This is a genomic window from Solihabitans fulvus, from assembly GCF_008386585.1.
Taxonomy (GTDB): Bacteria; Actinomycetota; Actinomycetes; order Mycobacteriales; family Pseudonocardiaceae; genus Solihabitans; species Solihabitans fulvus.
The window spans coordinates 1-21,827 of record NZ_VUOB01000041.1; the positions used below are offsets into that span (position 1 = coordinate 1).

The following is a 21,827-nucleotide window of genomic DNA, read 5'->3' on the forward strand; positions in this document are numbered from 1 at the left end:
TTCGTGCGGCGGGTGAACGAGGCCGGTGTGCCGTGCCCGGTGCGGGACACGCGTGGTAAGGAGATCGCTGCCGCCTGCGGGCAGCTCGCCGCTGAGGGATAGCCCGCGCCATTCCGGCTACTGGAGCCCTCGACGTACGACGTTGATCACGCGGTCCAGGTCGTCTCCTTCGTAGGCAAGGCATCCGGCCATGAGCGCCTTGAGGTCGGCGTAGGTGATCTCGGGTCGGATGGCTCCGGCTTGTTGGGCGTTGGTCAGCATGTCGCGCAACCGGCCTGACACGTCGCATCCGGCAGCCGCCGCTGCGGCCTCGATGTCGAATCCGGCTCCTGTCAGGGCCTCGGCCAGCCCACGGTGGGCGGCGCCCTCATGGACGAGCTTCGTGAACAGTCCGAGAAAGGCGTTGCCTGGTTCCTGCTCCGCGGTCAGCGCATCCGCGTAGTCGGCGAGGGTGCGCATCCGATCCAGTAGGACGGCGGCGAACAGGTCCTCTTTGGTGGGGAAATGCCGGCTCACCGTGCCGGTTCCGACCTCTGCCCGCCGGGCGATCTCGTGCACTGGCACCGAAAGGCCTTCGGTGGCAAAGACCTCCGCCGCGGTCCGCAGGACCCGTGCGCGATTCCGCCTGGCGTCGGCGCGCAGCGGCCGCTCCGCGTGGTCCGTCATGTCCCCGTCTCCTCCCATTGACAAGCGGGATGGGCATCCCGGATAGTGAAGCGGGACGACCATCCCGATTGTAGTCGAGGGGGGACGATGACCAAGCAGACCGCCACTGACGTGGGCGATCAACGTGGCCGGACCGTTGTCATCACGGGTGCCAACACCGGCATTGGGTTCGAGGTGGCGAAAGCCATGGCGTCTCGCGGTGCGACCGTGGTGCTTGCCTGCCGTGACGTCGAGAAGGCCGAACGGGTGGCGACTGCGATGGATGGGTCGATCCTTGTCTGCCGATTGGATCTCGCGTCCATGACGTCCGTCCGGCAGGCCGTGGAATGGATTCGGGGCACGCTCCCTCGCCTGGATCTGTTGGTCAACAACGCGGGGGTGATGATGACCCCGTTTGGCGCGACCGAGGACGGCTTCGAGCTTCAGTTCGGCATCAACCACCTGGGGCATTTCGCCTTCACCGGGCTGCTACTCGACCGTTTGTCCGAGAGTCCCGATTCGAGGATCGTCACGGTCACCAGCTCGGCGAACCGCAACGGCGCAGTCGATCTCGACGATCCCCATTTCCGGCGGCGCAGGTACCGCCCGATCGACGCCTACGCCCAATCGAAGCTGGCCAACGTGATGTTCAGCCAGGAGCTGCATCGTCGCCTTGCGGCAGCCGGCTCGCGAACGATCGCGGTGGCGGTGGAACCCGGCATGACCCCAACCGAGCTGACTCGGCATCTCACCGGGCCGATCCGGCTGGCAACAACCATGATCACAAGGCTGTTCGGTCAGCCGGACGCCATTGCGGGCGCTCGGATCGTGCTGCGTGCGGCCACCGACCCCGACGCCCGAGGTGGGGACTACTACGCGCCAAACGGACGGCCACCAATGCGCTTTTCCGGGCTGCCCACTCGTATCGAACCGCTCACGACCGATGCCCAGGCACGGCAACGACTGTGGGCGGAGTCCGAGCGGATGACCGGGGTCACCTACTCGGCTCTGAAGGGGAGTGCCCGATGAGGGGGCGGCTGATACTACAGCTGGTCGCGATGATCTTGGTGCCGGTGAACGCGCCGCCTGAGCGACCGGGTGGAGACAGTACTGTGCGGCCGTGCCGCCGTCGTGGGGGCGGGACGCGGCCGCACAGGGATGTTCAGCGGCGCCAGGACGTCCGGCGCTTGACCTGGTCGCGCAGCAGCGCGAGGACGATCACCGAGCCGATGAAGATCAGCCAGATGTCCTCGACGTGACCGTGGTGGTTGCCGATCAGCATCACGAAGCAGATCGCGGCGCTCAGCCAGCCGGCGATCCGGGTGCCGCGCGGGAAGGAGCCGTGCCAGCCCCAGTCCACCGACGGCTCCTCGTGCGGGTCGACCGTCTGGCCGGACCGCTTGTCCACGCTGGAAGAAGACCCCGAAGACACAGCCTCCACGACCCCTTCTGGTTGATCCTGATGTCGCGCTCATCGTCGCACACGGGACGCGGGTCGCCGACCCGAGGTGGTCCGGCGGCGCGTCCGGCGCCCTCGGCCGGCTCGACGGGCCGGCCGCCGCCGCGCCGGAGATCACCGCGGTTCGGTGGCGGTTCGGCTACCCAGCGTGGCGCGGCAGGCCGCTGACCAGCCGATGTAACCCGTTCGTGGGGGTGCGGACGGCCAGGCTTCACACGGAGGTCGGCGGGCGGACCGCTGCCGGACCTAGCGTTTGGTTTCGCGTGCCCAGGCGGTTGGACAACGTTGTCACCGCTTGCTCGGCGCGCGGCGGCGAACGTGAAAGGACATCGGGTGAGCACCGACGAATCGAGCGACCGGATCCTGCCGTACTGGGCGGACCCCGAGGTGCCCGAGCAGAGCCTGGACGCCCAGGGCGTGTCCCGGCGCGGCCTGCTGCGCGGGGCAGGGCTGTTCGGCGCGGGCTTCCTGGCCACCAGCGCCCTCGGCGCCGGCACGGCCTCGGCGGCGGAGGACGACTCGGACGGAGTGGACACGCTCTCCGCCGAGGAACGGCACCGGCCATCGCCCCCGGACAACGGCAGGTCCGGCCGGTACGCCTACCTCGTCGGCGACCACCACATCCACAGCATCTACAGCCACGACGCCAAGTACCGGCTGCTCCAGCAGACCAACCACGCCGCCCAGTACGGCCTCGACTGGATGGTGGCGACCGAGCACTCGAACTTCGGGCACGCCAACGCGGCGGGGGCGAGCAGGGAGAACCAGGAGATCAAGGCCGTGCGCGCGGCCAACCCGAGGCTGCTCGTGTTCCAGGGCCTCGAGTGGTACATCCCCTCGGCCGAGCACGCCACGGTGTTCACCGCGCCAGGACCGCACGAGGTCGACCTGCTCACCCGGTTCGAACTCGCGCACGACTCCAAACTCAACAAGCTCGACGACCCCACCGCGGCCAACGAGCAGCGGGCGATCGCGGCGATCAAGTGGCTCGCCGAGCAGCGCCGCAACGGCACCGCGCCCGACGTGCTCGCCCTGGCCAACCACCCGTCGCGGCTCGGCATCGACTCGCCGCACGAGATCCGCGCCTGGCGCGACGCCGCGCCCGAGATCTTCATCGGCATGGAGGGCGCGCCCGGCTCGCAGGGCGCCGCGATCCCCGGCTGGGGCGGCCCGAACGGCATCAGGGGCGAGTACCAGAACTCGCCGTCCGACCGGTCCTGGCCCGGCTTCCCGCTCGAGGCGTACCGGACCTACGGCGGCTTCGACTGGATGACCGCCACAGTCGGCGGCCTGTGGGACTCGATGCTCGCCGAGGGCAAGCCGTTCTGGGTCACCTCCAACTCCGACAACCACCGCACGGTGTTCGACACCTGGCACGACGGCGACTACCCGCCCGGCACCGACTTCGACTCGCTCGGCCGCAAGCCCGACCCGTACGACAGCGGCACGCCTCAGCCGGGCAGCGACTTCTGGCCCGGCCAGTTCAGCCGCACGCACGTCGGCGTCACCCGATTCGGTTACCGCGAGGTGATGGCCGGGCTGCGGGCCGGCCGCGTGTGGGTCGACCACGGCCAGCTCATCGACGGCATCGAGGTCCGGCTGCGCCGCGACGACTTCGACCCGTGCGGTGTCACGCTCGGCGAGCGGCTGCGGGTGCGCCGAGGCCACCGGGTCACCCTCGAGGTGCGGATCACGCCGTCCACCCGGCGCAACGCGCACGGGATGCTGCCCAAGCTCGCCACCCTGGACGTCATCAAGGGCGCGGTGACCGGGCCGGTGGCCGACCGCGACACCTGGCGCGCCCCGGACACCAAGGTCGTGCAGCACTTCGACGTCTCCGACCGGCGCGGCACGTTCACCCTGCGGATCCCGCTCGGCCGCGTGGACCGGTCCTTCTACGTGCGGCTGCGCGGCAGTGACGGCAACCACAACGGCCCCGGCCTGCTCGGTGCGGCCGTCGACCCGCACGGGCCGCAGACGCACACCCCCGGCAGCGGCGACCCGTGGATCGACCTGTGGGCCTACACGAACCCGATCTTCGTGGACGCCGTCTGAGGACCTCCCGGGGCCGCGCGGCGGCGCGGCCCCGGGACGCCCGGTCGACTTTCGTCGCGGTGGGTCACGACCAAGGGGCCACGACAGCCGGGGCGTCCGGTTCGTACAGTTCTCGAAGTGAACCAGTTGGTGTCCCGGATCAGCGCTGCCCTCGGCCGGGTGTGGCCCGCCGTGCTGGCCTTCCTGCGCGAGACGGTCGAGCAGGTCAGGGCGACGACCGGCCTCCGGGTCCTGCGTGAGCTGCTGGCCATCGTGATCGTCCTGGGCCTCGACGTGTTTCCCGGCTGGATGAGCGAGCACCCGCCGCGAGGCTGGGCCGCGATCGGCAGCTGCGCGGTGCTGGCGGTGCTCGTGCTGGCGCGGTTGCGGCTGCCGGCGCTCGCGCTGTTGGCCCTGATGCTGGTCGCCATCGGCGGCGCGGCCGTGCTGATCCTGCTGAGTTTCGGCGCCGGCTACCGGATCGCGTCCTGGCGGCGGTCGCTGATCACCGTGGTGCTCGCGCTGCCGCTGTTCCTGTGGGGAGCGCTGCGCCAGCCCGACATCGGCGTCGGCGGGCCGCTGATCTGGTACATGGTGCTCGCGATCTTCGGTCTCGCCGTCGTGCTGCCGTTCCTGATCGGCCGGTATGTCGCGCAGCGGGCCGCGCTGGTCGCCGCGCTGCGGGAGCGCGAGCAGCGGCTGCGCCGGGAGCACGTGATGATCTCCCGGCAGGTCCGGCTGCGGGAGCGCAACCGCATCGCCCAGGACATGCACGACAGCCTCGGGCACCGGCTCAGCCTCATCTCGGTGCACGCGGGCGCGCTGGAACTCGATCCTGGGCTGGGTCCGCAGCAGCGGGAGTCCGTGCGGGTGCTGCGCAGCGCCGCGCTCGGCGCGATGGAGGAGCTGCGCAGCGTCATCGGGGTGCTCCGCACCAGCGGCGACGAGGGCGAGGACCCCGGCGGCCGGACCGTGGACTCGGTCGAGGAGCTGATCGGGGGCTCGCGGCGGGCCGGCACCGCGGTCAGCCTCACCACCGGCGGCCAGCAGCACGAGCTGCCGGTGCCGGTCAGCCACGCCGCCTACCGGGTGATCCAGGAGGGCCTGACCAACGCGCACAAGCACGCGCCGGGCGCCGCGGTGGCCGTTGCGGTGCGCTACGAGCCGGACGCCCTGGTCGTGGAGGTCCGCAACGGCCCGAGCACGGACCAGAAGCAGCAGGACGGGCGCGGCGCTGGTGTCGGGCTGATCGGGCTGCGCGAGCGCATTCGGCTGGTCGGCGGGTTGACCCACGTCGGCCAGCTGCCCGACGGCGGCTTCCGCATCGCGGCCGTGCTGCCCTACGAGGAGCCGTCCGGTGCCGACCGGGACAGCGACGCGGACGAGGACCTGCGGCCGCTCGGCGAGCCGCACGGGGACGTCTCGGCGGACGAGCCCCGGCCGGGCAACCGGGTGCGCAGCTGGGCCGGCACCGGGTCGATCGTGACGGCCGGCGTGGTGCTGCTCGTGGTGCTGGTCGGGTTCGCCTGGGTGATCGCCGAGTACGGCGGCGCCGCGGTGTCGCGGGAGACCTACGACAACGTGCAGGTCGGTCAGCCGGAGGTGCAGGTCAGGACGCAGCTGCCGGCCAGGCACAGCCCGGACGAGCCGACGCTGCACCGGGGCGCGGAACCAGAGCCGTCCGGCGCGACGTGCGCCTACTACCAGGGCGCCGAGCAGGAGCCCGGCGCGAAGACCAACCGCGTGCTGCGGTTCTGTTTCGCCGACGGCAAGCTCGTCGAGAAGAACACCTACATCCAGGAGTGGTAGGCCGTAACTGTGGATCGCCTTTCCTCACCCGCGACGGGGGCCCGCGTCATCCGGGTCATCGTGGCCGACGACGAGCCGCTGATGCGGGCCGGCATCAAGGCCCTGCTGAGCAGCGTCGACGACATCGAGGTGGTTGCCGAGGCCGGTGACGGCCGCGAGGCGGTCGCTGCCGCCGTCGACCATCAGGTGGACGTCGCGCTGCTGGACATCAGGATGCCGAGGATGGACGGGCTCGCCGCGGCCAAGGAGCTGCGGCGACTGGCGCCCTCGGTGCGGATCGTCATGCTCACCACCTTCGGCGAGGACGACAACATCGTGCGCGCGCTCAGCGGCGGCGCCGCAGGCTTCCTGTTGAAGGACACCGCGCCGGAGGAGCTGACCCGCGCGGTGCGGGCGGTGTTCGCTGGCGAGGCGTACCTGTCGCCGACGGTGACCAGCCGGGTCGTCGGCATGGTCGCCGACGGCAGCCAGCCGCGCAAACAGGAGGCGCAGCGGAAGATCGCCGGCCTCACCGAGCGGGAGCTGGAGGTGCTTGGCCTGCTGGGTTTCGGCATGTCCAACGCCGACGTTGGCCAGCGGCTGCACATGAGCGAGGCGACGGTGAAGACCTACGTGAGCAGGTTGCTGGTCAAGCTCGACGTGACCAACCGCGTCCAGGCCGCGCTCCTGGCCAGGGACGCCGGCCTGGCCGACTAGGAGCGTGCTGCCATGCAGGATCCCGTCAAGACGCTGGACGTCTTGACGGGACCCTGCATGACAGCGACGGTGCTGGTCGGGAGGTCAGGAGGTGATCTTCTTGCCGGTGGCCAGTCGGTAGATCCCGAGCACGATGAGCGCGCCGAGGATGGCCAGCACCCAGGTTCGGATGTTGAAGAACCCGCCGAGTTCGGTCTTGAAGACGAGCTTGCCGACGAAACCGCCGACGACCGCGCCGACGATGCCGAGCAGCATGGTGATGATGAAGCCGCCGCCGTCCTTGCCGGGCATGATGGCCTTCGCCAGCGCGCCGACGATGAGGCCGAGCACGATCCAACCGATGAAGCCCATCCGCGCTCTCCTTCCCGATGGCCGCGCCACCCGGGTGCGACGCGATCCTGTCTTTCTAAGAGGTTCCCACCAAAGCGATCGGCACGCAGGCTTTACCGTTTCGTTATCGCGGTGGTCCATGCCCGGACCACACCCGCCTTCGGGAACAATGGACGGTGATGGAGCCCACCAGCACAGCAGCAGCCGCGACGTCAGCGCCTTCGCCGACGCCGCAGAGCGCTCAACGCACAGTCCTCGTCCTCGGCTCGACCGGGTCCGTCGGCACCCAGGCCCTTGACGTCATCGCCGCCAGCCCGGAGCGGTTCAGGGTCGTCGGCATCGCGGCTGGTGGCGCCGACCCTGCCCTGATCGCCGGCCAGGCCGTCGAGTTCGGCGTGCAGGCCGTCGCGGTGGCTAGGGCGACCGCCGTCGAGGACGTGCAGCTGGCCCTGTACGCCGAGGCCCAGCGGCGCGGCTACGCCAAGGGCGAGTTCCGGCTGCCGAGGATCCTGGCCGGCCCGACCGCCGTCCTCGACCTGATCGACTCCACCCCGGCCGACGTCGTGCTCAACGGCATCACCGGCTCACGCGGCCTCGAACCGACCCTGCGCGCCCTGGCCACCGGGTCCACCCTCGCGCTGGCCAACAAGGAGTCGCTGATCGCGGGCGGCCCGCTGGTGCTGCGCGCCGCGAAGCCCGGCCAGCTCGTGCCGGTCGACTCGGAGCACTCCGCGCTGGCCCAGTGCCTGCGTGGTGGGCGCGCCGACGAGGTCGCCAAGCTGGTGCTCACCGCGTCCGGCGGGCCGTTCCGGGGCCGACAGCGCGCCGACCTCGCCGGGGTCACCGCCGAGCAGGCCATGGCCCACCCGACCTGGTCGATGGGCCCGGTGATCACCATCAACTCGGCGACCCTGGTGAACAAGGGCCTCGAACTGATCGAGGCGCAGCTGCTGTTCGGGGTGCCCTACGACCGGATCGACGTCGTCGTGCACCCGCAGTCGATCGTGCACTCCATGGTCACCTTCACCGACGGTTCGACGCTCGCCCAGGCCAGCCCGCCGGACATGCGCCTGCCCATCGCGCTGGGCCTCGGCTGGCCCGACCGCGTACCGGGGGCGGCCGCCGCGTGTACCTTCGAGGTGCCAACAGCGTGGACGTTCGAACCGCTGGACAACGAGACGTTCCCCGCGGTCGAGCTCGCCAGGCGGGCCGGTGCCGGCGGCGGTTGTCTGCCCGCCGTGTACAACGCGGCCAACGAGGAGGCCGTCGCGGCCTTCATCGACGGGGGCACGTCGTTCACGTCCATCGTGGACACCGTGCGGCGTGTCCTGGACGAGGCGGACGGCTGGCGGGCCGAGCCCGCCGACGTCGCCGAGGTGCTCGCCGCCGAGGACTGGGCGCGGGCAAGGGCGCGGGAACTGGTCGGCACAACGGCTGGCTCGGAAAGGGACTGAACTTGCTCTGGTACATCGTTGGGGTCGTGCTCTTCGCGTTGGGCATCGCGGTGTCCATCGCCCTGCACGAGTTCGGTCACCTGCTGACGGCCAAGGCCTTCGGCATGAAGGTCACCAGGTACTTCATCGGCTTCGGGCCGAAACTGTTCTCCTTCCGCAAGGGCGAGACTGAGTACGGGCTCAAGCTGATCCCGGCGGGCGGCTTCTGCGAGATCGTCGGCATGACCGCGCTGGAGGAGGTGCCCAAGGCCGACGCGCCGAGGGCCTTCTACGCGCAGAAGACGTGGAAGCGCGTCATCGTGCTGGCCGCTGGCTCGATCACGCACTTCATCGTCGGGTTCCTGATCCTGCTCATCGCCGCCGTGTCGACGGGCCTGCCCACCGTCAAACCGGTGGTCGGCTCGCTGAGCTGCGCGAACGCCAGGCAGGACCCGAAGACGCTGGTGGACTACACGCCGTGCACGCCGGACGTGCCGGCGCCGGCCCAGGCCGCCGGACTCCGACCCAATGACCTGATCGTGGCTGTCGGTGGCAAGAACACCGCCACCTGGCAGGACGCGGTCGACGCGATCCAGCACTCGCGAGGCAAGACGCCCATCACGATCGAGCGGGCCGGGACGCAGCAGACGCTCACCGTCGACGTGGCCACCGTGCAGCGCGTCAGCCCCGATGCCAAGCAGGGCCAGGACAACCCGCTGCACGAGGCGGGCGCGATCGGCATGAAGCCGGCGAACAACCTGCGCTACACCGTCGGGCAGGCGTTCCCGCAGGCGGTCAGCTTCACCGGGATGATGTTCAGCAACACCTGGGAGGGCCTCAAGAAGCTGCCGGCGAAGCTGCCGGCCGTGGTGAAGGCCATCATGGGCGACAAGCAGGACCCGGACCGGCCGGTCAGTGTCGTCGGCGCGAGCCGGATCGGCGGCGAGGCCGCGCAGGCGGGCATCTGGTGGCTGTTCCTGTTGCTGCTGGCCAGCCTCAACTTCTTCGTCGGTGTGTTCAACCTCCTGCCGCTGCTGCCGCTTGACGGCGGTCACATCGCGGTCAACCTCTACGAACGGGTGCGAGACTGGTTGCGCAAGCTGCGCGGCCGGCCGGCCGGCGCACCCGTCGACTACACCAGGCTGCTGCCGCTGACCTACGTGGTGATCTTCCTCGGCGGCGCGATGGTGCTGCTCACGGTGACCGCCGACATCGTCAACCCGATCACGCTGAGCGGCCAGTGATGGTTCGCCAGTCAGGAAAGGTGCAGTTTTCATGAGCGTCGATGGCGTGATGCTGGGGATGCCGGCGCTGCCGCCCCCCGTGCTGTCCGAGCGCCGCAAGACCCGGCAGCTCCAGGTCGGCGCCGTCGGCGTCGGCAGCGAGTTCCCGGTTTCGGTCCAGTCGATGACCACCACGGTCACGGCGGACGTCAACGCGACGCTCCAGCAGATCGCCGAGCTGACCGCGTCGGGCTGCGACATCGTGCGAGTGGCCTGCCCGACCCAGGACGACGCGGACGCCCTGGCGACGATCGCCCGCAAGTCGCAGATCCCGGTGATCGCGGACATCCACTTCCAGCCCAAGTACGTGTTCGCCGCGATCGAGGCGGGCTGCGCCGCGGTTCGGGTGAACCCTGGCAACATCAAGAAGTTCGACGACAAGGTCAAGGAGATCGCCGCGGCGGCCCGCGACCACGGGACGCCGATCCGGATCGGCGTCAACGCGGGTTCGCTCGACCCGCGCCTGCTGGAGAAGTACGGCAAGGCGACGCCGGAGGCGCTGGTGGAGTCGGCGCTCTGGGAGGCGTCGCTGTTCGCCGAGCATGACTTCCACGACATCAAGATCTCGGTCAAGCACAACGACCCCGTCGTGATGGTGCGGGCCTACGAGCTGCTCGCGGAGTCCTGCGACTACCCGCTGCACCTCGGTGTCACCGAGGCTGGGCCCGCGTTCCAGGGCACGATCAAGTCGGCCGTCGCGTTCGGCGCGCTGCTGCGCCAGGGCATCGGCGACACGATCCGCGTCTCGCTGTCCGCGCCGCCGGTCGAGGAGGTCAAGGTCGGCACGCAGATCCTCCAGTCGCTGAACCTGCGGCCCCGCAAGCTCGAGATCGTGTCCTGCCCGTCCTGCGGGCGGGCGCAGGTGGACGTCTACACGCTCGCCGAGCAGGTCACCTCGGGCCTTGAGGGCATGGAGGTGCCGCTGCGCGTCGCCGTGATGGGCTGCGTCGTTAACGGGCCGGGCGAGGCGCGGGAGGCCGATCTCGGCGTCGCCTCCGGCAACGGCAAGGGGCAGATCTTCGTCAAGGGCAAGGTGATCAAGACCGTGCCGGAGCACCAGATCGTGGAAACCCTGATCGAGGAGGCCATGCGCATTGCCGAGGAGATGGGCGAGCAAGCCGAGTCGGCCGGCAGCCCGGTGGTCACGGTCTCCTGACGGTCCTGGGCCGAGCGGGCGTATCCCGCGCGCTCGGCCCCGTGTGTCTGGCACGCTGGACGCGTGTTGAGGCTCGCCGGCGCGCGGCTGCTCGACGAACGGGATCTCCCAGGAGTGCTGGGAGTGCTCGACGGTGACCCGGTCACTGCCTGCATGGTGGCGGCCAGGGTGGAGGTCGCGGGGCTGGACCCGTGGCGGCTCGGCGGCGAGGTGTGGGCGTGTGACCACCGATCCGTGCGCGGCGGCCGACTCGACGGGCTCTGTTACGCCGGCCCGAACCTGATCCCGCTGCGCGGCAACAGTTCCGCGCTGCGCTGTTTCGCGGACCGGGCGCGGCGGCGCGGGCGGATGTGCTCCTCGCTGGTCGGTCCCGCCGAGCAGGTGTTGGGGCTGTGGCAGGAGTTGGAGCCCGACTGGGGTCCGGCCCGCGAGGTGCGCGCGGACCAGCCGCTGATGGCGATGGCCCGCCCACCGGCCATCCCGCTCGACCCGCTGGTCCGGCCGGTGCGGCCCGACGAGCTGGACCGCTACCTGCCGGCGGCGATCGCGATGTTCACCGAGGAGGTCGGCGTCGACCCCCGCGCGGAGGACGGCGGCGCGAGCTACCGGGCCAGGGTCGCCGAGCTGATCGCCGGCGGCAGGGCGTTCGCGCGGTTCGAGGGCGGCGAGGTCGTGTTCAAGGCCGAGATCGGTGCATTGTCGACCAAGGTCGGCCAGATCCAGGGCGTGTGGGTGCATCCGGACCGGCGCGGCCAGGGGCTCGGCGCCGCCGGCACGGCGAGCGTCGCGGACCGGTTGGTCCGGAGCATGGGGCGCACCGCGAGCCTGTATGTCAACGGCTACAACGCGGTGGCCCGCGCGGCCTACGACCGGATCGGCTTCACCCAGGTCGGCCAGTACGCGACCGTCCTGTTCTGATCCTGTCCCGGATGTCGCGAAATGCGTCCTTCGTGACACGGCTGTCGGGGCGCACGGGCATACTGCGGTCGTGCGGCAACAAGTGGATCGACGGCGGCTCCTGCCCGGCGCGCTGCTCGCGCTCCTGCTGGTGCTCCCGGTCGCCGGATGCGGGCTGTTCCAGTCGAAGCCGAGCGCCGAGGACGTGACCAAGGACTTCCTCGGCAAACTCGCGAGCGGGGACACCCAGGCCACCGCAGGGCTCACCGACGACGCGAACTCGGCCAAGGCGCTGCTGGACTCCGTGCGCGGCGCGCTCAAGCCTGCCGGCATGACGACCACCGTCGACCAGGTCAGGGACGCCTCCGGCGACTCGAAGTCGGCGGAGGCCAGCGTCACGCTGAACTGGGATCTCGGGCACAAGCGGATCTGGACCTACCAGAGCAAGGTCGAGCTGCGGAAGGACTCCGACGACTGGAAGGTGCACTGGGCGCCCACCGTCGTGCACCCCAAGCTCGCCGCGCAGCAGACCATCGCGCTGCGCGAGACCCCGGCCGATCTCGCGCCCGTGCTCGACCGGGACGGCGCGCCGCTGCTGTCCCCGGAGAAGGTCATCTCCGTGACGGTCGACCCGAAGACGGCCGGCGACCTCACCGCGGCGAGCACCGCGCTGGCCGCCGCGCTGGTGCGCTTCGACAACACCATCACCCCGCAGTCGATCACCGACGCGATCGCGAAGGCCCCCACCGCGCCCTACACCGTGGTGTCGCTGCGCGACTCGGACTACCAGCAGGTCAAGGCCGCGATCTACGACCTGCCAGGGGTGAGCTTCCCCACCCAGACCCGGTTGTTGGCTCCGGACAAGAACTTCGGCTCGCAGATCCTGCCGGCCATCCGCAAGTCCGTCGACGACCAGATCGCCGGCCTGGCCGGGTGGCGGGTCGTCAGCGTCAACGCGACCGGCGGCGAGGTCAACACGCTGTTCACCAAGGCGCCGGAGCCCGCGCAGGCCGTGCACACGACGCTGGGCAAGGGCATCCAGATCGCGGCGCAGGAGGCCGTCGGGCCGGTGCCGCAGGCGGCCGTGCTGGTCGCCATGCAGCCGTCCACCGGCGAGGTCCTCGCGGTGGCGCAGAACGCGCCGGCCGACGCGCAGGGGCCGATTGCGCTGTCCGGCAACTTCCCGCCCGGCTCCACCTTCAAGATCGTGACGGCCGCCGCCGGCATGGCGTCGGGCACGGCGCCCGCCGATAGCCCGCAGCCCTGCCCAGGCAAGACCGTCATCGACGGCAAGCGCGTGGTGCCCAACGACCACGAGTTCGACAAGGGCACCATCCCGCTGCACTCGGCGTTCGCCTTCTCCTGCAACACGACCTTCGCGCAGGTGGCCGCCGCGCTGCCGGCCGACGCGCTGACCACGACGGCCCGCCAGCTCGGTCTCGGCGTCGACTTCGAGCTGCCGGCGATCACCACCGTGACCGGCTCGGTCCCGCCGGCCACCGACATCGTCGAGCGCGCCGAGGACGGCTTCGGCCAGGGCAAGGTGGTGGCCAGCCCGTTCGGCATGGCGCTGGTCGCGTCCAGCGTCGCCAAGGGCTCGATGCCGACGCCGACGCTGCTGCGCGGCGTGCAGACCAAGGTGAAGGACGCGCCGAGCCAGCCGCTGGCGCCCGAGGTGCTCACCCCGCTGCGGGACATGATGCGCGAGGTGGTGACCTCGGGCACCGCCGGCCAGCTCAAGGACATCGCCGACGTGCGCGGCAAGACCGGCACCGCGCAGTTCGGCGACGGCGTGAACTCGCACGGCTGGTTCGTCGGCTACCGGGGTGACCTCGCGTTCGCCGTGCTGATCCTCGGCGCGAACAGCTCGGTCCCGGCCGTCGACGTGACGGGAAAGTTCCTGCGGGCGCTCGGTTAAGTGCTGGTGCCGTACATACGTCCAGTCGGCGCGTCGTAATGTGGTGCCATGCCCGTGCGCGCCGCGTTGACCCCAGGTGAGCAGTCCCCGAGGCGGCCCGTGCCGTCCGCCGTCGCCCGTCCCGAGTACGTGGACAAGCCGGCGCCGCAGCGCAACACGGACCCGTGGGTGCAGCCGCCCGAGGTGATCGAGGCGATGCGCGTCGCGGGGCGGATCGCCGCGCAGGCGCTCCAGGAGGCCGGGAAGGTGATCACCCCCGGCGTGACCACCGACGAGATCGACGCCGTCGTGCACGAGTTCCTGTGCGACAACAACGCGTATCCGTCGACGCTGGGCTACCGGAACTTCCCGAAGTCCTGCTGCACCTCGCTGAACGAGGTCGTCTGCCACGGCATCCCGGACTCGACGGTGGTCGAGGACGGCGACATCGTGAACGTGGACGTGACGGCCTACATTGGCGGCGTGCACGGCGACAACAACGCGACCTTCCTGGCGGGCGAGGTCAGCGAGGAGGCCAGGCTGCTGGTCGAGCGCACGCACGAGGCGACCATGCGGGCCATCAAGGCGGTCAAGCCGGGCCGGCAGCTCAACGTGGTCGGCAGGGTGATCGAGGCGTACGCGAAGCGGTTCGGCTACGGCGTGGTGCGCGACTTCACCGGGCACGGCATCGGCCGCACCTTCCACAGCGGGCTGGTGGTGCTGCACTACGACGAGCCGAACGTGGCCGTCACCCTCGAACCGGGCATGACCTTCACCATCGAGCCGATGATCACGCTGGGCACTATCGACTACGACCTGTGGTCGGACGGCTGGACCGTCACCACCAAGGACAAGAAGTGGACCGCCCAGTTCGAGCACACCCTGGTGGTCACCGAGGACGGCGCTGAGATCCTCACGCTCGCGTGAGTGAGCTTGCGAGCTCAGCATTCAACACAGTAGCGGCGCGAACGCGCGCGACGAGCGTCAGCGAGGAGCGCTCGTGAGTGAGCTTGCGAGCTCAGCATTCAACACAGTAGCGGCGCGAACGCGCGCGACGAGCGTCAGCGAGGAGCGCTCGTGAGCGGGGCCTTACTGGTCGCCGGGACGACGTCGGACGCCGGCAAGAGCGTCCTGGTCGCCGGGCTGTGTCGGTGGCTTGCGCGGCGGGGCGTGCGGGTCGCGCCGTTCAAGGCGCAGAACATGTCCAACAACTCCGTGGTCACCATGGACGGCGGGGAGATCGGCCGCGCGCAGGCCGTGCAGGCGGCGGCGTGCGGGCTGCCGCCGAGCGTGCGGTTCAACCCGGTGCTGCTCAAGCCGGGCAGTGACCGCAGCTCCCAGGTGGTGGTGCTGGGCCGCGCGGTCGGCGAGGTCAGCGCGCAGTCCTACCGGGAGCGCAAGGCCGCGCTGCTGACCACCGTGCTGTCCACTCTGGACGGACTGCGGTCGGACTACGAGGCCGTGGTGTGCGAGGGCGCAGGCTCGCCAGCCGAGATCAACCTGCGGGCCAACGACATCGCCAACATGGGCCTGGCCAGGGCCGCCGGGCTGCCGGTGCTGGTGGTCGGCGACATCGACCGGGGCGGCGTGTTCGCGCACCTGTTCGGCACGCTCGCGCTGCTGGACGCGGCCGACCAGGCATTGGTCGCGGGGTTCGTGGTGAACAAGTTCCGGGGCGATCCCGCGTTGCTCGAACCCGGCCTCCGGCAGCTGCGCGCGCTGACCGGACGCCCGGTGCACGGGGTGCTGCCGTGGCGCGAGGAGCTGTGGCTGGACGCGGAGGACTCGCTGTCCTACGCGGCCGACGGCGTGATCGGCCGGCCCGCCCCGCCCGTCGGCGACCAGTGGCTGCGGGTCGCGGTGCTGCGGCTCCCGAGGATCTCCAACGCCACCGACGTCGAGGCGCTGGCCTGCGAGCCCGGCGTGTCGGTGCGGTTCGTCACCGAGCCGTCCCGGCTGGCCGACGCGGACCTGGTGGTGCTGCCCGGTTCCAAGGCGACCGTCGAGGACCTGGCCTGGCTGCGCCGCACCGGACTCGCCGACGCCGTGCTCGCGCACGCGCGGCAGGGGCTGCCCGTGTTGGGTGTCTGCGGCGGCTTCCAGATGTTGGCGCGGCGCATCGACGACGCCGTGGAGTCCCGCGCCGGCGGTGTCGACGGGCTGGGGCTGCTGGACCTCGACGTGGTGTTCGGGCAGGACAAGACGCTGGACCGGCCGGCCGGGTCCGCGTTCGGCGAGCCAGTGCACGGCTACGAGATCCACCACGGCAGGGTCGCGCGGCGCGGCGACGAGCTGGCCGGGCTGGTGCGGCTGCCCGACGGCGAGGTCGAGGGTGCGCTGGCCGGGAACGTCGCCGGCACGCACTGGCACGGCCTGCTGGAGAACGACGCGTTCCGGCGCGGGTTCCTGCGCTGGGCCGCAAAGCTGGCCGGCCGGGACGGTTTCGCAGCCGCGCCGGACGTGTCCTTCGCGCTGGCCCGCGCGGCGCAGCTCGACCTGCTCGGCGACCTGGTCGCGGATCACCTGGACACGGACGCCGTGCTGCGGCTGCTGGCGGACGGCGCGCCCGCCGGGCTGCCGGTGCTGCCGCCCGGCGCGCCGCCGCTGGTCTGACCCTTCCTGCGGCGCAGCACCGTCGCGCCGACCCCGGCGATGACCAGCGCGGCGGCCGCGCAGCGCAGCGGGGTGAGCGGCTCGCCGAGCAGCAGCGCCGCCGAGCTCATGCCGACGATCGGGACCAGCAGGGAGAACGGCGCGACGGTGCTCGCGTCGTACTCGCGGAGCAGGAACCCCCACACGCCGAAGCCGAACAGGGTGGAGGCCAGCGCGACGTAGAGGATCGCGCCGACGCCGGGGAGGTTCAGCCCGGCGAGCGCGGCGAGGTCCCGGTCGGGGCCCTCGGTGAGCAGCGACAGCGCGAACAGCGGCAGCGTGGCGACCGCGCTGACCCACACCATGAAGCGGAACATGTCCGGCGGGCTCGCGCGCCGCAGCACGATGTTGGCCAGCCCCCAGCACCCTGCGGCGCCGACCACCAGGGCGAACGCCGAGGCCGGCGCGGTCAGCCCGCCGTCGACGGCGATCAGCCCGATGCCGGCCGCGGCCACCAGCATGCCGGCGACCTGGGCGCGGCGCGGGCGCTCGCGCAGCAGTACGGCGGCGAAGCCCGTGGTGAACACGGCCTGGCTCTGGAGCACCAGCGAGGACAGCCCGGCCGGCATGCCGGCGTGCATGCCGATGAACAGCAGGCCGAACTTGGCCACGCCGAGGATCAGCCCGACGGCGATCACCCAGCGCCAGGCCACGCGGGGCGAGCCGACGAAGAACACGGCGGGCACGGCGGCGGCCAGGAACCGCAGCGCGGAGAACAGCAGCGGCGGGAAGTTGGCGAGGCCGATCTCGATGAAGACGAAGTTGACCCCCCAGACGGCGGCGACCAGGGCGGCGAGCGCGATGTGGCGAGGACTCACGGGGTCGAGTCTGCGCAGCGCCAACTGTTAAGCACCAGCAAATTGTTCTGCACGGTTCGATTTACAATCGCTTCATGTTGGATCTGGCGCGGCTGCGCGCGCTGCACGCGGTGGCCGCCTACGGCTCGGTCGGATCGGCCGCCTCGGCGCTGGGCTACACGCCGTCGGCGGTGTCCCAGCAGATCGCCAAACTGGAGCGGGAGACCCGCACCACGCTGCTGGAGCGCCGGGGCAGGGGCGTCACGCTGACCGACGCCGCCTACCGGCTCGCCGAGACGGCCGGGCAGGTGCTCGACCTGGTCGAGCAGGCGGAGGTGACGCTGGAGGAGCAGCGCGGCCAGGCGGTCGGGCGGATCATGCTGGCGTCCTTCGCCACGGCGGCGCGCGGCCTGCTGCCCGCGGTGGTGGCCGACCTCCTGCGCCACCATCCGACGCTGGATGTGCGGCTGCTGGAGATCGACCCGCCGCAGGCCGCCGAGGCGGTCGGGCGCGGCGAGATCGACCTGGCCGTGGTGCACGACTGGGAGAACACGCCGCTCGCCGTGCCGGACGGGCTGGAGCGGGCGGAGCTCGGTGCGGACGTGGCCGACGTGCTGTTGCCCTCGGCGCACCACTTGGCCGGCCGCGCCGAGCTGACCCCGGCGGACCTGGCCGGGGAGCGCTGGCTGTGCCAGCCGGAGGGCACGATCTGCCACGACTGGCTGGTGCGCACGTTCCGCGCCGCCAGGATCGAGCCGATCGTCGGCTACCGGGTGACCGAGTACCAGACGCAGCTCGCGCTGCTGGCCGCAGGCGTCGGGGTCGGCCTGCTGCCCAGGCTCGGCCGAGGCCCGCTCCCGGACGGCGTCGTGGCCGTGCCCCTGCGCCCGACGCCGACCAGGCGCCTGTTCGCGGTGTGGCGGGCGCAGGCCACCCGCAGGCCGGCGATCGCGGTGACGGTGGCCGCGTTGCGCCGGCACTGGGACACCCGCGACACGGCGTAGTGGTTCGTTTTTTTTGGGCCAGAAAGAATCAAGCTCAGCAGGAATCAAGCTCAGCAGGAACCAAGTACGGCCACTCGCGGTGGACAGTGCATCGCGTCGGCACTGTCCACGCGCGAGTGGCGGCTACTCGGCGTGCCGCGCGATCAACACTTCGAGGAACTCGCCCGCCTCGGCCGCAGCCTTGGCCGCGTCGCCGTCTCGCACGGCGTCCAGCAGGTCGCGGTGCGACACGTGGTCGTCGAGTTCGATGGTGGTGTCGACGGTGGCGGCGACGCTCGCCCTGATCGCCTCGGTCAGGCCCTGGTAGAGCTGGGCGAGCAGGGAGTTGTGCGAGCACTGCACGAGCAACAGGTGGAACGCGGTGTCCCGCTCGACCAGCCGCTCCCAGTGCTTGGTGGCGAGCGCGGCGTCCCGCTCGTCGAGCAGCCGCGTCAGCTTGCGCAACTCCTCCTCGGTGCGGACCTCGGCGGCCAGCCGCGCGCCCTCGACCTCCAGGGTCCGTCGAACCTGCAACACCTCCCGCAGTTCGCTGCCGCAGAGGCGGCGAACCGCTCCGGACAGCTCGCTGGTCGCCCGCACGAAGGTTCCGTCGCCCTGACGGACCTCCAACAACCCGGCGTGAGCCAACGCACGCACCGCCTCCCGCACGGTGTTGCGTCCGACGCCAAGCGCGGTAACCAGCTCCGGTTCGGGCGGAATGCGCTGGCCAACCGGCCATTCGCCGCCGGTGATCGCCTCCCGCATCTGCTCGATCACTTGGTCGACGAGGCCGGCCCGCCGCGTAGTGGCCAACGGCACAGCATCATCCTTTCATCCGAACATCCCATGTTTGTCATAGTAGACCCGTGACAACCCAGCAGGCTTCCGCCGAACTGACGCCGTCGACCGCCCAGACTGCCACTCCGCGTGGGGTCGATCCGGCGATTGCGGTCAAAGATTTGGCCACCGCCGAGGCGCTGCCGAACGAGGGCGCCGCCGAGGCCGTCTTCCCCAACCGGCACGTGGCCCTCGTCGGCACCGGCCTGCTGACCGTCGGCGTCGCCCTGGCCGCGACGAACCTGCGCCCCGCCGTCACGAGCCTGTCCTCCATGCTCGGCGACGTCCGGGGTTCGCTCGGTGCGTCCTCGACCTGGGCCAGCGTCATCACGGCCGTGCCTACCCTGTGCTTCGGGCTCGCCGCGTTCGCCGCGCCGTGGCTCGGCCGCAGGCTCGGCATGGCCCGCGCCGTCGCCCTGTCGCTCACCGTCCTCACCGTCGGCCTGCTGCTGCGGGTCATCGACGGCCCCGCCGTGCTGCTCGGCGGCACGTTCATCGCCTGCGCCGGCATCGCCGTCTGCAACGTGCTGATCCCCGTCGTGGTCAAGGACTCCTTCCCGAAGAAGCTCGGGCTGGTGACCGGCATCTACACCGCCGCCCTGTCCGCAGGCGGCGCGTTCGGCGCCGCGCTGACCCCGCCACTGGAGTCCTGGGTCGGCGGCTGGCGGCCCGCGCTCGGCGCGTGGGCGCTGCTGTCGATCGGCGCGCTCGTCGTATGGCTGGCCGGCGCGCGGCACGGCGCCGCCACCCGCGTCGCAGGCGGCACCCCGACCAGGAACGCGCGCCGCTCGCTGGCCCGCAGCCCGCTCGCCTGGGTGATCACCGCGTTCTTCGGGCTCCAGTCGCTGCTCGCCTACGCGGTCATGGGCTGGCTGCCGCAGGTGCTCCAGGACGCGGGCGTCGACAAGACCACCTCCGGCGTGCTGCTGGCCGTGACGATGGTGCTCGGTGTGCCGATCAGCCTCCTGGTGCCGCCCATCGCCGCCAGGTGGTCCAGCCAGACGCCGATGGTGCTGATGCTCGGCACCACCGCGTTCGCCGGGGTCGCCGGCCTCGCCTTCGCGCCGGCCGCCGCGCCCGGCCTCTGGGTCGTGCTGGTCGGCATCGGCATGGGCATGTTCCCGCTGGCCCTGACGATGATCTCGCTGCGCACGAAGTCCTCGGCCGACACCGCGCGGCTGTCCGCGATGGCGCAGAGCATCGGCTACCTGGTCTCCGCGTCAGGGCCGTTCCTGTTCGGCGTGCTGCACGGCCTGACCGGCGGCTGGACGGTGTCCCTTGTCGGGCTGCTCGTCGTCGTCACCCTGATCATCGGCCTCGGCTCGATCGCCGGCCGGCCCCGCACGATCTGATCCGCTGCTGGGCCTACAGCCCCAGCAGCGCGGACAGCGCCCGACTGGTCAGCTCCTCAGGGATCCCGTTCATGCCGAACCGGTCGTCCTGGCGCAGCAGGCTGAGCACCGCGAGGCCGTGCAGGGTGGCCCAGATGGCTCTGGCCGTCGGCTCCGCGGGCGAGGTCGCGATGATGGTCCCGCCCCGCTGGGCGTCGGTGACGGCTGACAGCAACAGGTCGAACGCGTCCTCGCCGACCGTGCCGGCGGTGACCGGGCCGGCGGCGGGGTATCTGCGGAACATCGTCATGAACAGGTCGGGGTGGTCGTGCGCGAAGCGCACGTACGCGCCGCCGAGGCGGAGCAGGCGCTCGCCGGCCGTCGCCGGTTCGTCGGCCGCCTGCGCGAGGCGCTCGTACAGGGTCACGTAGCCCTGCGCGGCCACGGCGGCCAGCAGGTCGTCGCGGCTGTCGAAGTGCCGGTAGGGCGCGGCCGTGCTCACGCCGGCCCGGCGGGCCACCTCGTTGAGGCTGAACTGGTCGTGCCCGCGTTCGGCGAGGATCTCCCTCGCCCCGGCGATCAGTGCCTCCCGGAGCGCTCCGTGGTGGTACCTGGGGCCGCGCCCGATGGAGCTGGGCGTGGGTCGCCTTCTCCTCGGTGGCCATCGCCGGCTACTTCGTCGGCCAGTACGCCCAGGGCACCCTCGACACGCTCGGCCGCGACCACGTCGGGCTCGCGCCCACGTACGCGGCCAGGGCGTTACCGGTCCAGGTGGCCTTCTACGTCCACATCGTCTTCGCCGGGCTCGCTCTGCTGCTGGGGCCGTGGCAGTTCGCCCGCGTGCTGACCTTCGCACAGGTGCCGTTCGTGCACGGCGGGGACGTGTTCGAGACGATCTCCACCCAGGCCTACGCGCCGCTGCCGTTCCTGTGCTGGCTGCCCAACCTCGTCGTCGCCGAGTTCATGATCCGGCGGCACGGCCTGCCCGCGCTGCGCATCGCGCTGGACCACAGCGGGCAGTCCGGCGCTCTGTCGCGATAATGCGTTGTATGCGAATCGTCCCGATGCGACTGGACCACCTGGCCGGCGTCCTCGATCTCGGGCACCGCGTCTTCGACGTGACGGCCATGCCCTACACGTCGTGGTCGCTGTCCTCGGTTGCCGTGCACCTGGACGCCCAGCCGGACGCCTGCTGGGTGGCCGAGGACGAGCAGGCCGGGGTCGTCGGCTTCGTGCTCAGCTCGCTGTCCTATGACGAGCGGGACGACTGGGGCTACCTGGAGTGGATCGCCGTCGACCCGACGCACCAGGGCAGGGGACTCGCCGGGCGGCTGCTGGACGCCTCCTGCCGCGCGCTGTTCGCGGCGGGGGCGACCAGGATCGTCACCGACGTCGAGCAGAGCAACACCGCGTCGGCCGGGCTGATGCAGCGCAACGGCTTCACCGACAGCGTCACCGTCACGCTGTTCTTCCGCCGCGCCGAACACGAACAGGGCCACCCCGCCGCCGAGCGACGCCCGAGCGCGCCGCCGCGCGACCCGGCACGGGCCAGGCTGCGCGCGGCGGCGCGGACGACGGAGTGACCGGT

General features: G+C 71.3%; 21 protein-coding genes. 15 read left to right on the forward strand and 6 right to left on the reverse strand.

Going from position 1 to position 21,827, the window contains the following annotated elements; all coding sequences use genetic code 11:
* Positions 1–117: 117 nt before the first annotated feature.
* Positions 118–666, reverse strand: coding sequence for a TetR/AcrR family transcriptional regulator (locus tag F0L68_RS21910; RefSeq protein ID WP_149851517.1), 549 nt, complete (start codon positions 664–666; stop codon positions 118–120).
* A gap of 87 nt (positions 667–753) precedes the next feature.
* Here F0L68_RS21910 and F0L68_RS21915 point away from each other — a divergent pair, with 87 nt between their 5' ends.
* Positions 754–1,674 carry an oxidoreductase gene (locus F0L68_RS21915; RefSeq protein WP_149851518.1) on the forward strand — a complete coding sequence of 307 codons (921 nt, stop codon included), beginning with the start codon at positions 754–756 and terminating at the stop codon, positions 1,672–1,674.
* A 133-nt stretch (positions 1,675–1,807) separates the two neighbouring features.
* On the opposite strand, the gene F0L68_RS21920 is transcribed toward F0L68_RS21915, so the two are convergent.
* On the reverse strand, positions 1,808–2,053 hold the full coding sequence (locus F0L68_RS21920; RefSeq protein ID WP_149851519.1) for a DUF2631 domain-containing protein: 246 nt from the start codon (positions 2,051–2,053) through the stop codon (positions 1,808–1,810).
* A gap of 384 nt (positions 2,054–2,437) precedes the next feature.
* Between F0L68_RS21920 and F0L68_RS21925 the strand changes: the two genes are divergently transcribed.
* The 3 genes from F0L68_RS21925 (at position 2,438) to F0L68_RS21935 (ending at position 6,643) form a co-directional block, all read left to right on the forward strand.
* Complete coding sequence (locus F0L68_RS21925; RefSeq protein ID WP_149851520.1) at positions 2,438–4,159, forward strand: CehA/McbA family metallohydrolase domain-containing protein; 1,722 nt, start codon at positions 2,438–2,440, stop codon at positions 4,157–4,159.
* A 117-nt stretch (positions 4,160–4,276) separates the two neighbouring features.
* Entirely contained in the window at positions 4,277–5,947 is a 1,671-nt protein-coding gene (locus F0L68_RS21930; RefSeq protein WP_149851521.1) for a sensor histidine kinase, read from the forward strand.
* A 60-nt stretch (positions 5,948–6,007) separates the two neighbouring features.
* Positions 6,008–6,643 (forward strand): response regulator, encoded by a 636-nt coding sequence (locus tag F0L68_RS21935; RefSeq protein WP_223199021.1) that lies wholly within the window; start codon positions 6,008–6,010, stop codon positions 6,641–6,643.
* An 84-nt stretch (positions 6,644–6,727) separates the two neighbouring features.
* Here F0L68_RS21935 and F0L68_RS21940 read toward each other — a convergent pair whose 3' ends face one another.
* The gene (locus F0L68_RS21940; protein WP_149851522.1) at positions 6,728–6,994 is read right to left on the reverse strand and encodes a GlsB/YeaQ/YmgE family stress response membrane protein; all 267 of its coding nucleotides are present in this window, start codon (positions 6,992–6,994) and stop codon (positions 6,728–6,730) included.
* A gap of 158 nt (positions 6,995–7,152) precedes the next feature.
* Here F0L68_RS21940 and dxr point away from each other — a divergent pair, with 158 nt between their 5' ends.
* The 7 genes from dxr to F0L68_RS21975 all read left to right on the forward strand — a co-directional run bounded on the left by dxr (position 7,153) and on the right by F0L68_RS21975 (position 16,252).
* On the forward strand, positions 7,153–8,427 hold the full coding sequence (gene dxr / locus F0L68_RS21945; RefSeq protein ID WP_149851523.1) for a 1-deoxy-D-xylulose-5-phosphate reductoisomerase: 1,275 nt from the start codon (positions 7,153–7,155) through the stop codon (positions 8,425–8,427).
* 2 nt (positions 8,428–8,429) lie between these two features.
* Positions 8,430–9,650, forward strand: a complete 1,221-nt coding sequence (locus F0L68_RS21950; protein WP_149851524.1) for a M50 family metallopeptidase — start codon at positions 8,430–8,432, stop codon at positions 9,648–9,650.
* Between the two features lie 31 nt (positions 9,651–9,681).
* Positions 9,682–10,845, forward strand: a complete 1,164-nt coding sequence (gene ispG / locus F0L68_RS21955) for a flavodoxin-dependent (E)-4-hydroxy-3-methylbut-2-enyl-diphosphate synthase (RefSeq protein WP_149851525.1) — start codon at positions 9,682–9,684, stop codon at positions 10,843–10,845.
* 63 nt (positions 10,846–10,908) lie between these two features.
* Entirely contained in the window at positions 10,909–11,763 is an 855-nt protein-coding gene (locus F0L68_RS21960) for a GNAT family N-acetyltransferase (protein WP_188316735.1), read from the forward strand.
* Between the two features lie 70 nt (positions 11,764–11,833).
* Positions 11,834–13,660: a penicillin-binding transpeptidase domain-containing protein gene (locus F0L68_RS21965; RefSeq protein ID WP_223199022.1), complete on the forward strand. Its 1,827-nt coding sequence runs from the start codon at positions 11,834–11,836 to the stop codon at positions 13,658–13,660.
* A gap of 48 nt (positions 13,661–13,708) precedes the next feature.
* Entirely contained in the window at positions 13,709–14,566 is an 858-nt protein-coding gene (gene map / locus F0L68_RS21970; protein WP_149851527.1) for a type I methionyl aminopeptidase, read from the forward strand.
* A gap of 150 nt (positions 14,567–14,716) precedes the next feature.
* Positions 14,717–16,252, forward strand: coding sequence for a cobyric acid synthase (locus tag F0L68_RS21975; protein WP_149851528.1), 1,536 nt, complete (start codon positions 14,717–14,719; stop codon positions 16,250–16,252).
* Here the strand turns inward: F0L68_RS21975 and F0L68_RS21980 are convergent.
* The gene (locus F0L68_RS21980; protein ID WP_149851529.1) at positions 16,159–17,109 is read right to left on the reverse strand and encodes an EamA family transporter; all 951 of its coding nucleotides are present in this window, start codon (positions 17,107–17,109) and stop codon (positions 16,159–16,161) included. The two genes, F0L68_RS21975 and F0L68_RS21980, sit on opposite strands and share 94 nt — an antisense overlap.
* A 74-nt stretch (positions 17,110–17,183) precedes the next feature.
* Here F0L68_RS21980 and F0L68_RS21985 point away from each other — a divergent pair, with 74 nt between their 5' ends.
* Positions 17,184–18,092: a LysR family transcriptional regulator gene (locus tag F0L68_RS21985; protein ID WP_149851530.1), complete on the forward strand. Its 909-nt coding sequence runs from the start codon at positions 17,184–17,186 to the stop codon at positions 18,090–18,092.
* Between the two features lie 123 nt (positions 18,093–18,215).
* Here the strand turns inward: F0L68_RS21985 and F0L68_RS21990 are convergent, their stop codons facing one another.
* Positions 18,216–18,890 carry a FadR/GntR family transcriptional regulator gene (locus F0L68_RS21990; protein WP_149851531.1) on the reverse strand — a complete coding sequence of 225 codons (675 nt, stop codon included), beginning with the start codon at positions 18,888–18,890 and terminating at the stop codon, positions 18,216–18,218.
* Positions 18,891–19,030: 140 nt separating this feature from the next.
* Here F0L68_RS21990 and F0L68_RS21995 point away from each other — a divergent pair, with 140 nt between their 5' ends.
* Positions 19,031–20,260 (forward strand): CynX/NimT family MFS transporter, encoded by a 1,230-nt coding sequence (locus F0L68_RS21995; RefSeq protein ID WP_223199023.1) that lies wholly within the window; start codon positions 19,031–19,033, stop codon positions 20,258–20,260.
* Positions 20,261–20,273: 13 nt separating this feature from the next.
* On the opposite strand, the gene F0L68_RS42545 is transcribed toward F0L68_RS21995, so the two are convergent.
* On the reverse strand, positions 20,274–20,867 hold the full coding sequence (locus F0L68_RS42545; protein WP_223199068.1) for a TetR/AcrR family transcriptional regulator: 594 nt from the start codon (positions 20,865–20,867) through the stop codon (positions 20,274–20,276).
* A gap of 29 nt (positions 20,868–20,896) precedes the next feature.
* Between F0L68_RS42545 and F0L68_RS42550 the strand changes: the two genes are divergently transcribed.
* Entirely contained in the window at positions 20,897–21,280 is a 384-nt protein-coding gene (locus F0L68_RS42550; protein ID WP_188316737.1) for a hypothetical protein, read from the forward strand.
* A gap of 8 nt (positions 21,281–21,288) precedes the next feature.
* Positions 21,289–21,822, forward strand: a complete 534-nt coding sequence (locus F0L68_RS22010) for a GNAT family N-acetyltransferase (RefSeq protein WP_223199024.1) — start codon at positions 21,289–21,291, stop codon at positions 21,820–21,822.
* Positions 21,823–21,827: the final 5 nt, after the last annotated feature.

Excerpts from the sequence above, each read along its gene's own strand:
- F0L68_RS21910 (WP_149851517.1), bottom strand. The coding sequence starts at position 666 with ATGACGGACCACGCGGAGCGGCCGCTGCGCGCCGACGCCAGGCGGAAT.
- F0L68_RS21915 (WP_149851518.1), top strand. The coding sequence starts at position 754 with ATGACCAAGCAGACCGCCACTGACGTGGGCGATCAACGTGGCCGGACC.
- F0L68_RS21940 (WP_149851522.1), bottom strand. The coding sequence starts at position 6,994 with ATGGGCTTCATCGGTTGGATCGTGCTCGGCCTCATCGTCGGCGCGCTG.
- dxr (WP_149851523.1), top strand. The coding sequence starts at position 7,153 with ATGGAGCCCACCAGCACAGCAGCAGCCGCGACGTCAGCGCCTTCGCCG.
- ispG (WP_149851525.1), top strand. The coding sequence starts at position 9,682 with ATGAGCGTCGATGGCGTGATGCTGGGGATGCCGGCGCTGCCGCCCCCC.
- map (WP_149851527.1), top strand. The coding sequence starts at position 13,709 with ATGCCCGTGCGCGCCGCGTTGACCCCAGGTGAGCAGTCCCCGAGGCGG.
- F0L68_RS21985 (WP_149851530.1), top strand. The coding sequence starts at position 17,184 with ATGTTGGATCTGGCGCGGCTGCGCGCGCTGCACGCGGTGGCCGCCTAC.
- F0L68_RS22010 (WP_223199024.1), top strand. The coding sequence starts at position 21,289 with ATGCGAATCGTCCCGATGCGACTGGACCACCTGGCCGGCGTCCTCGAT.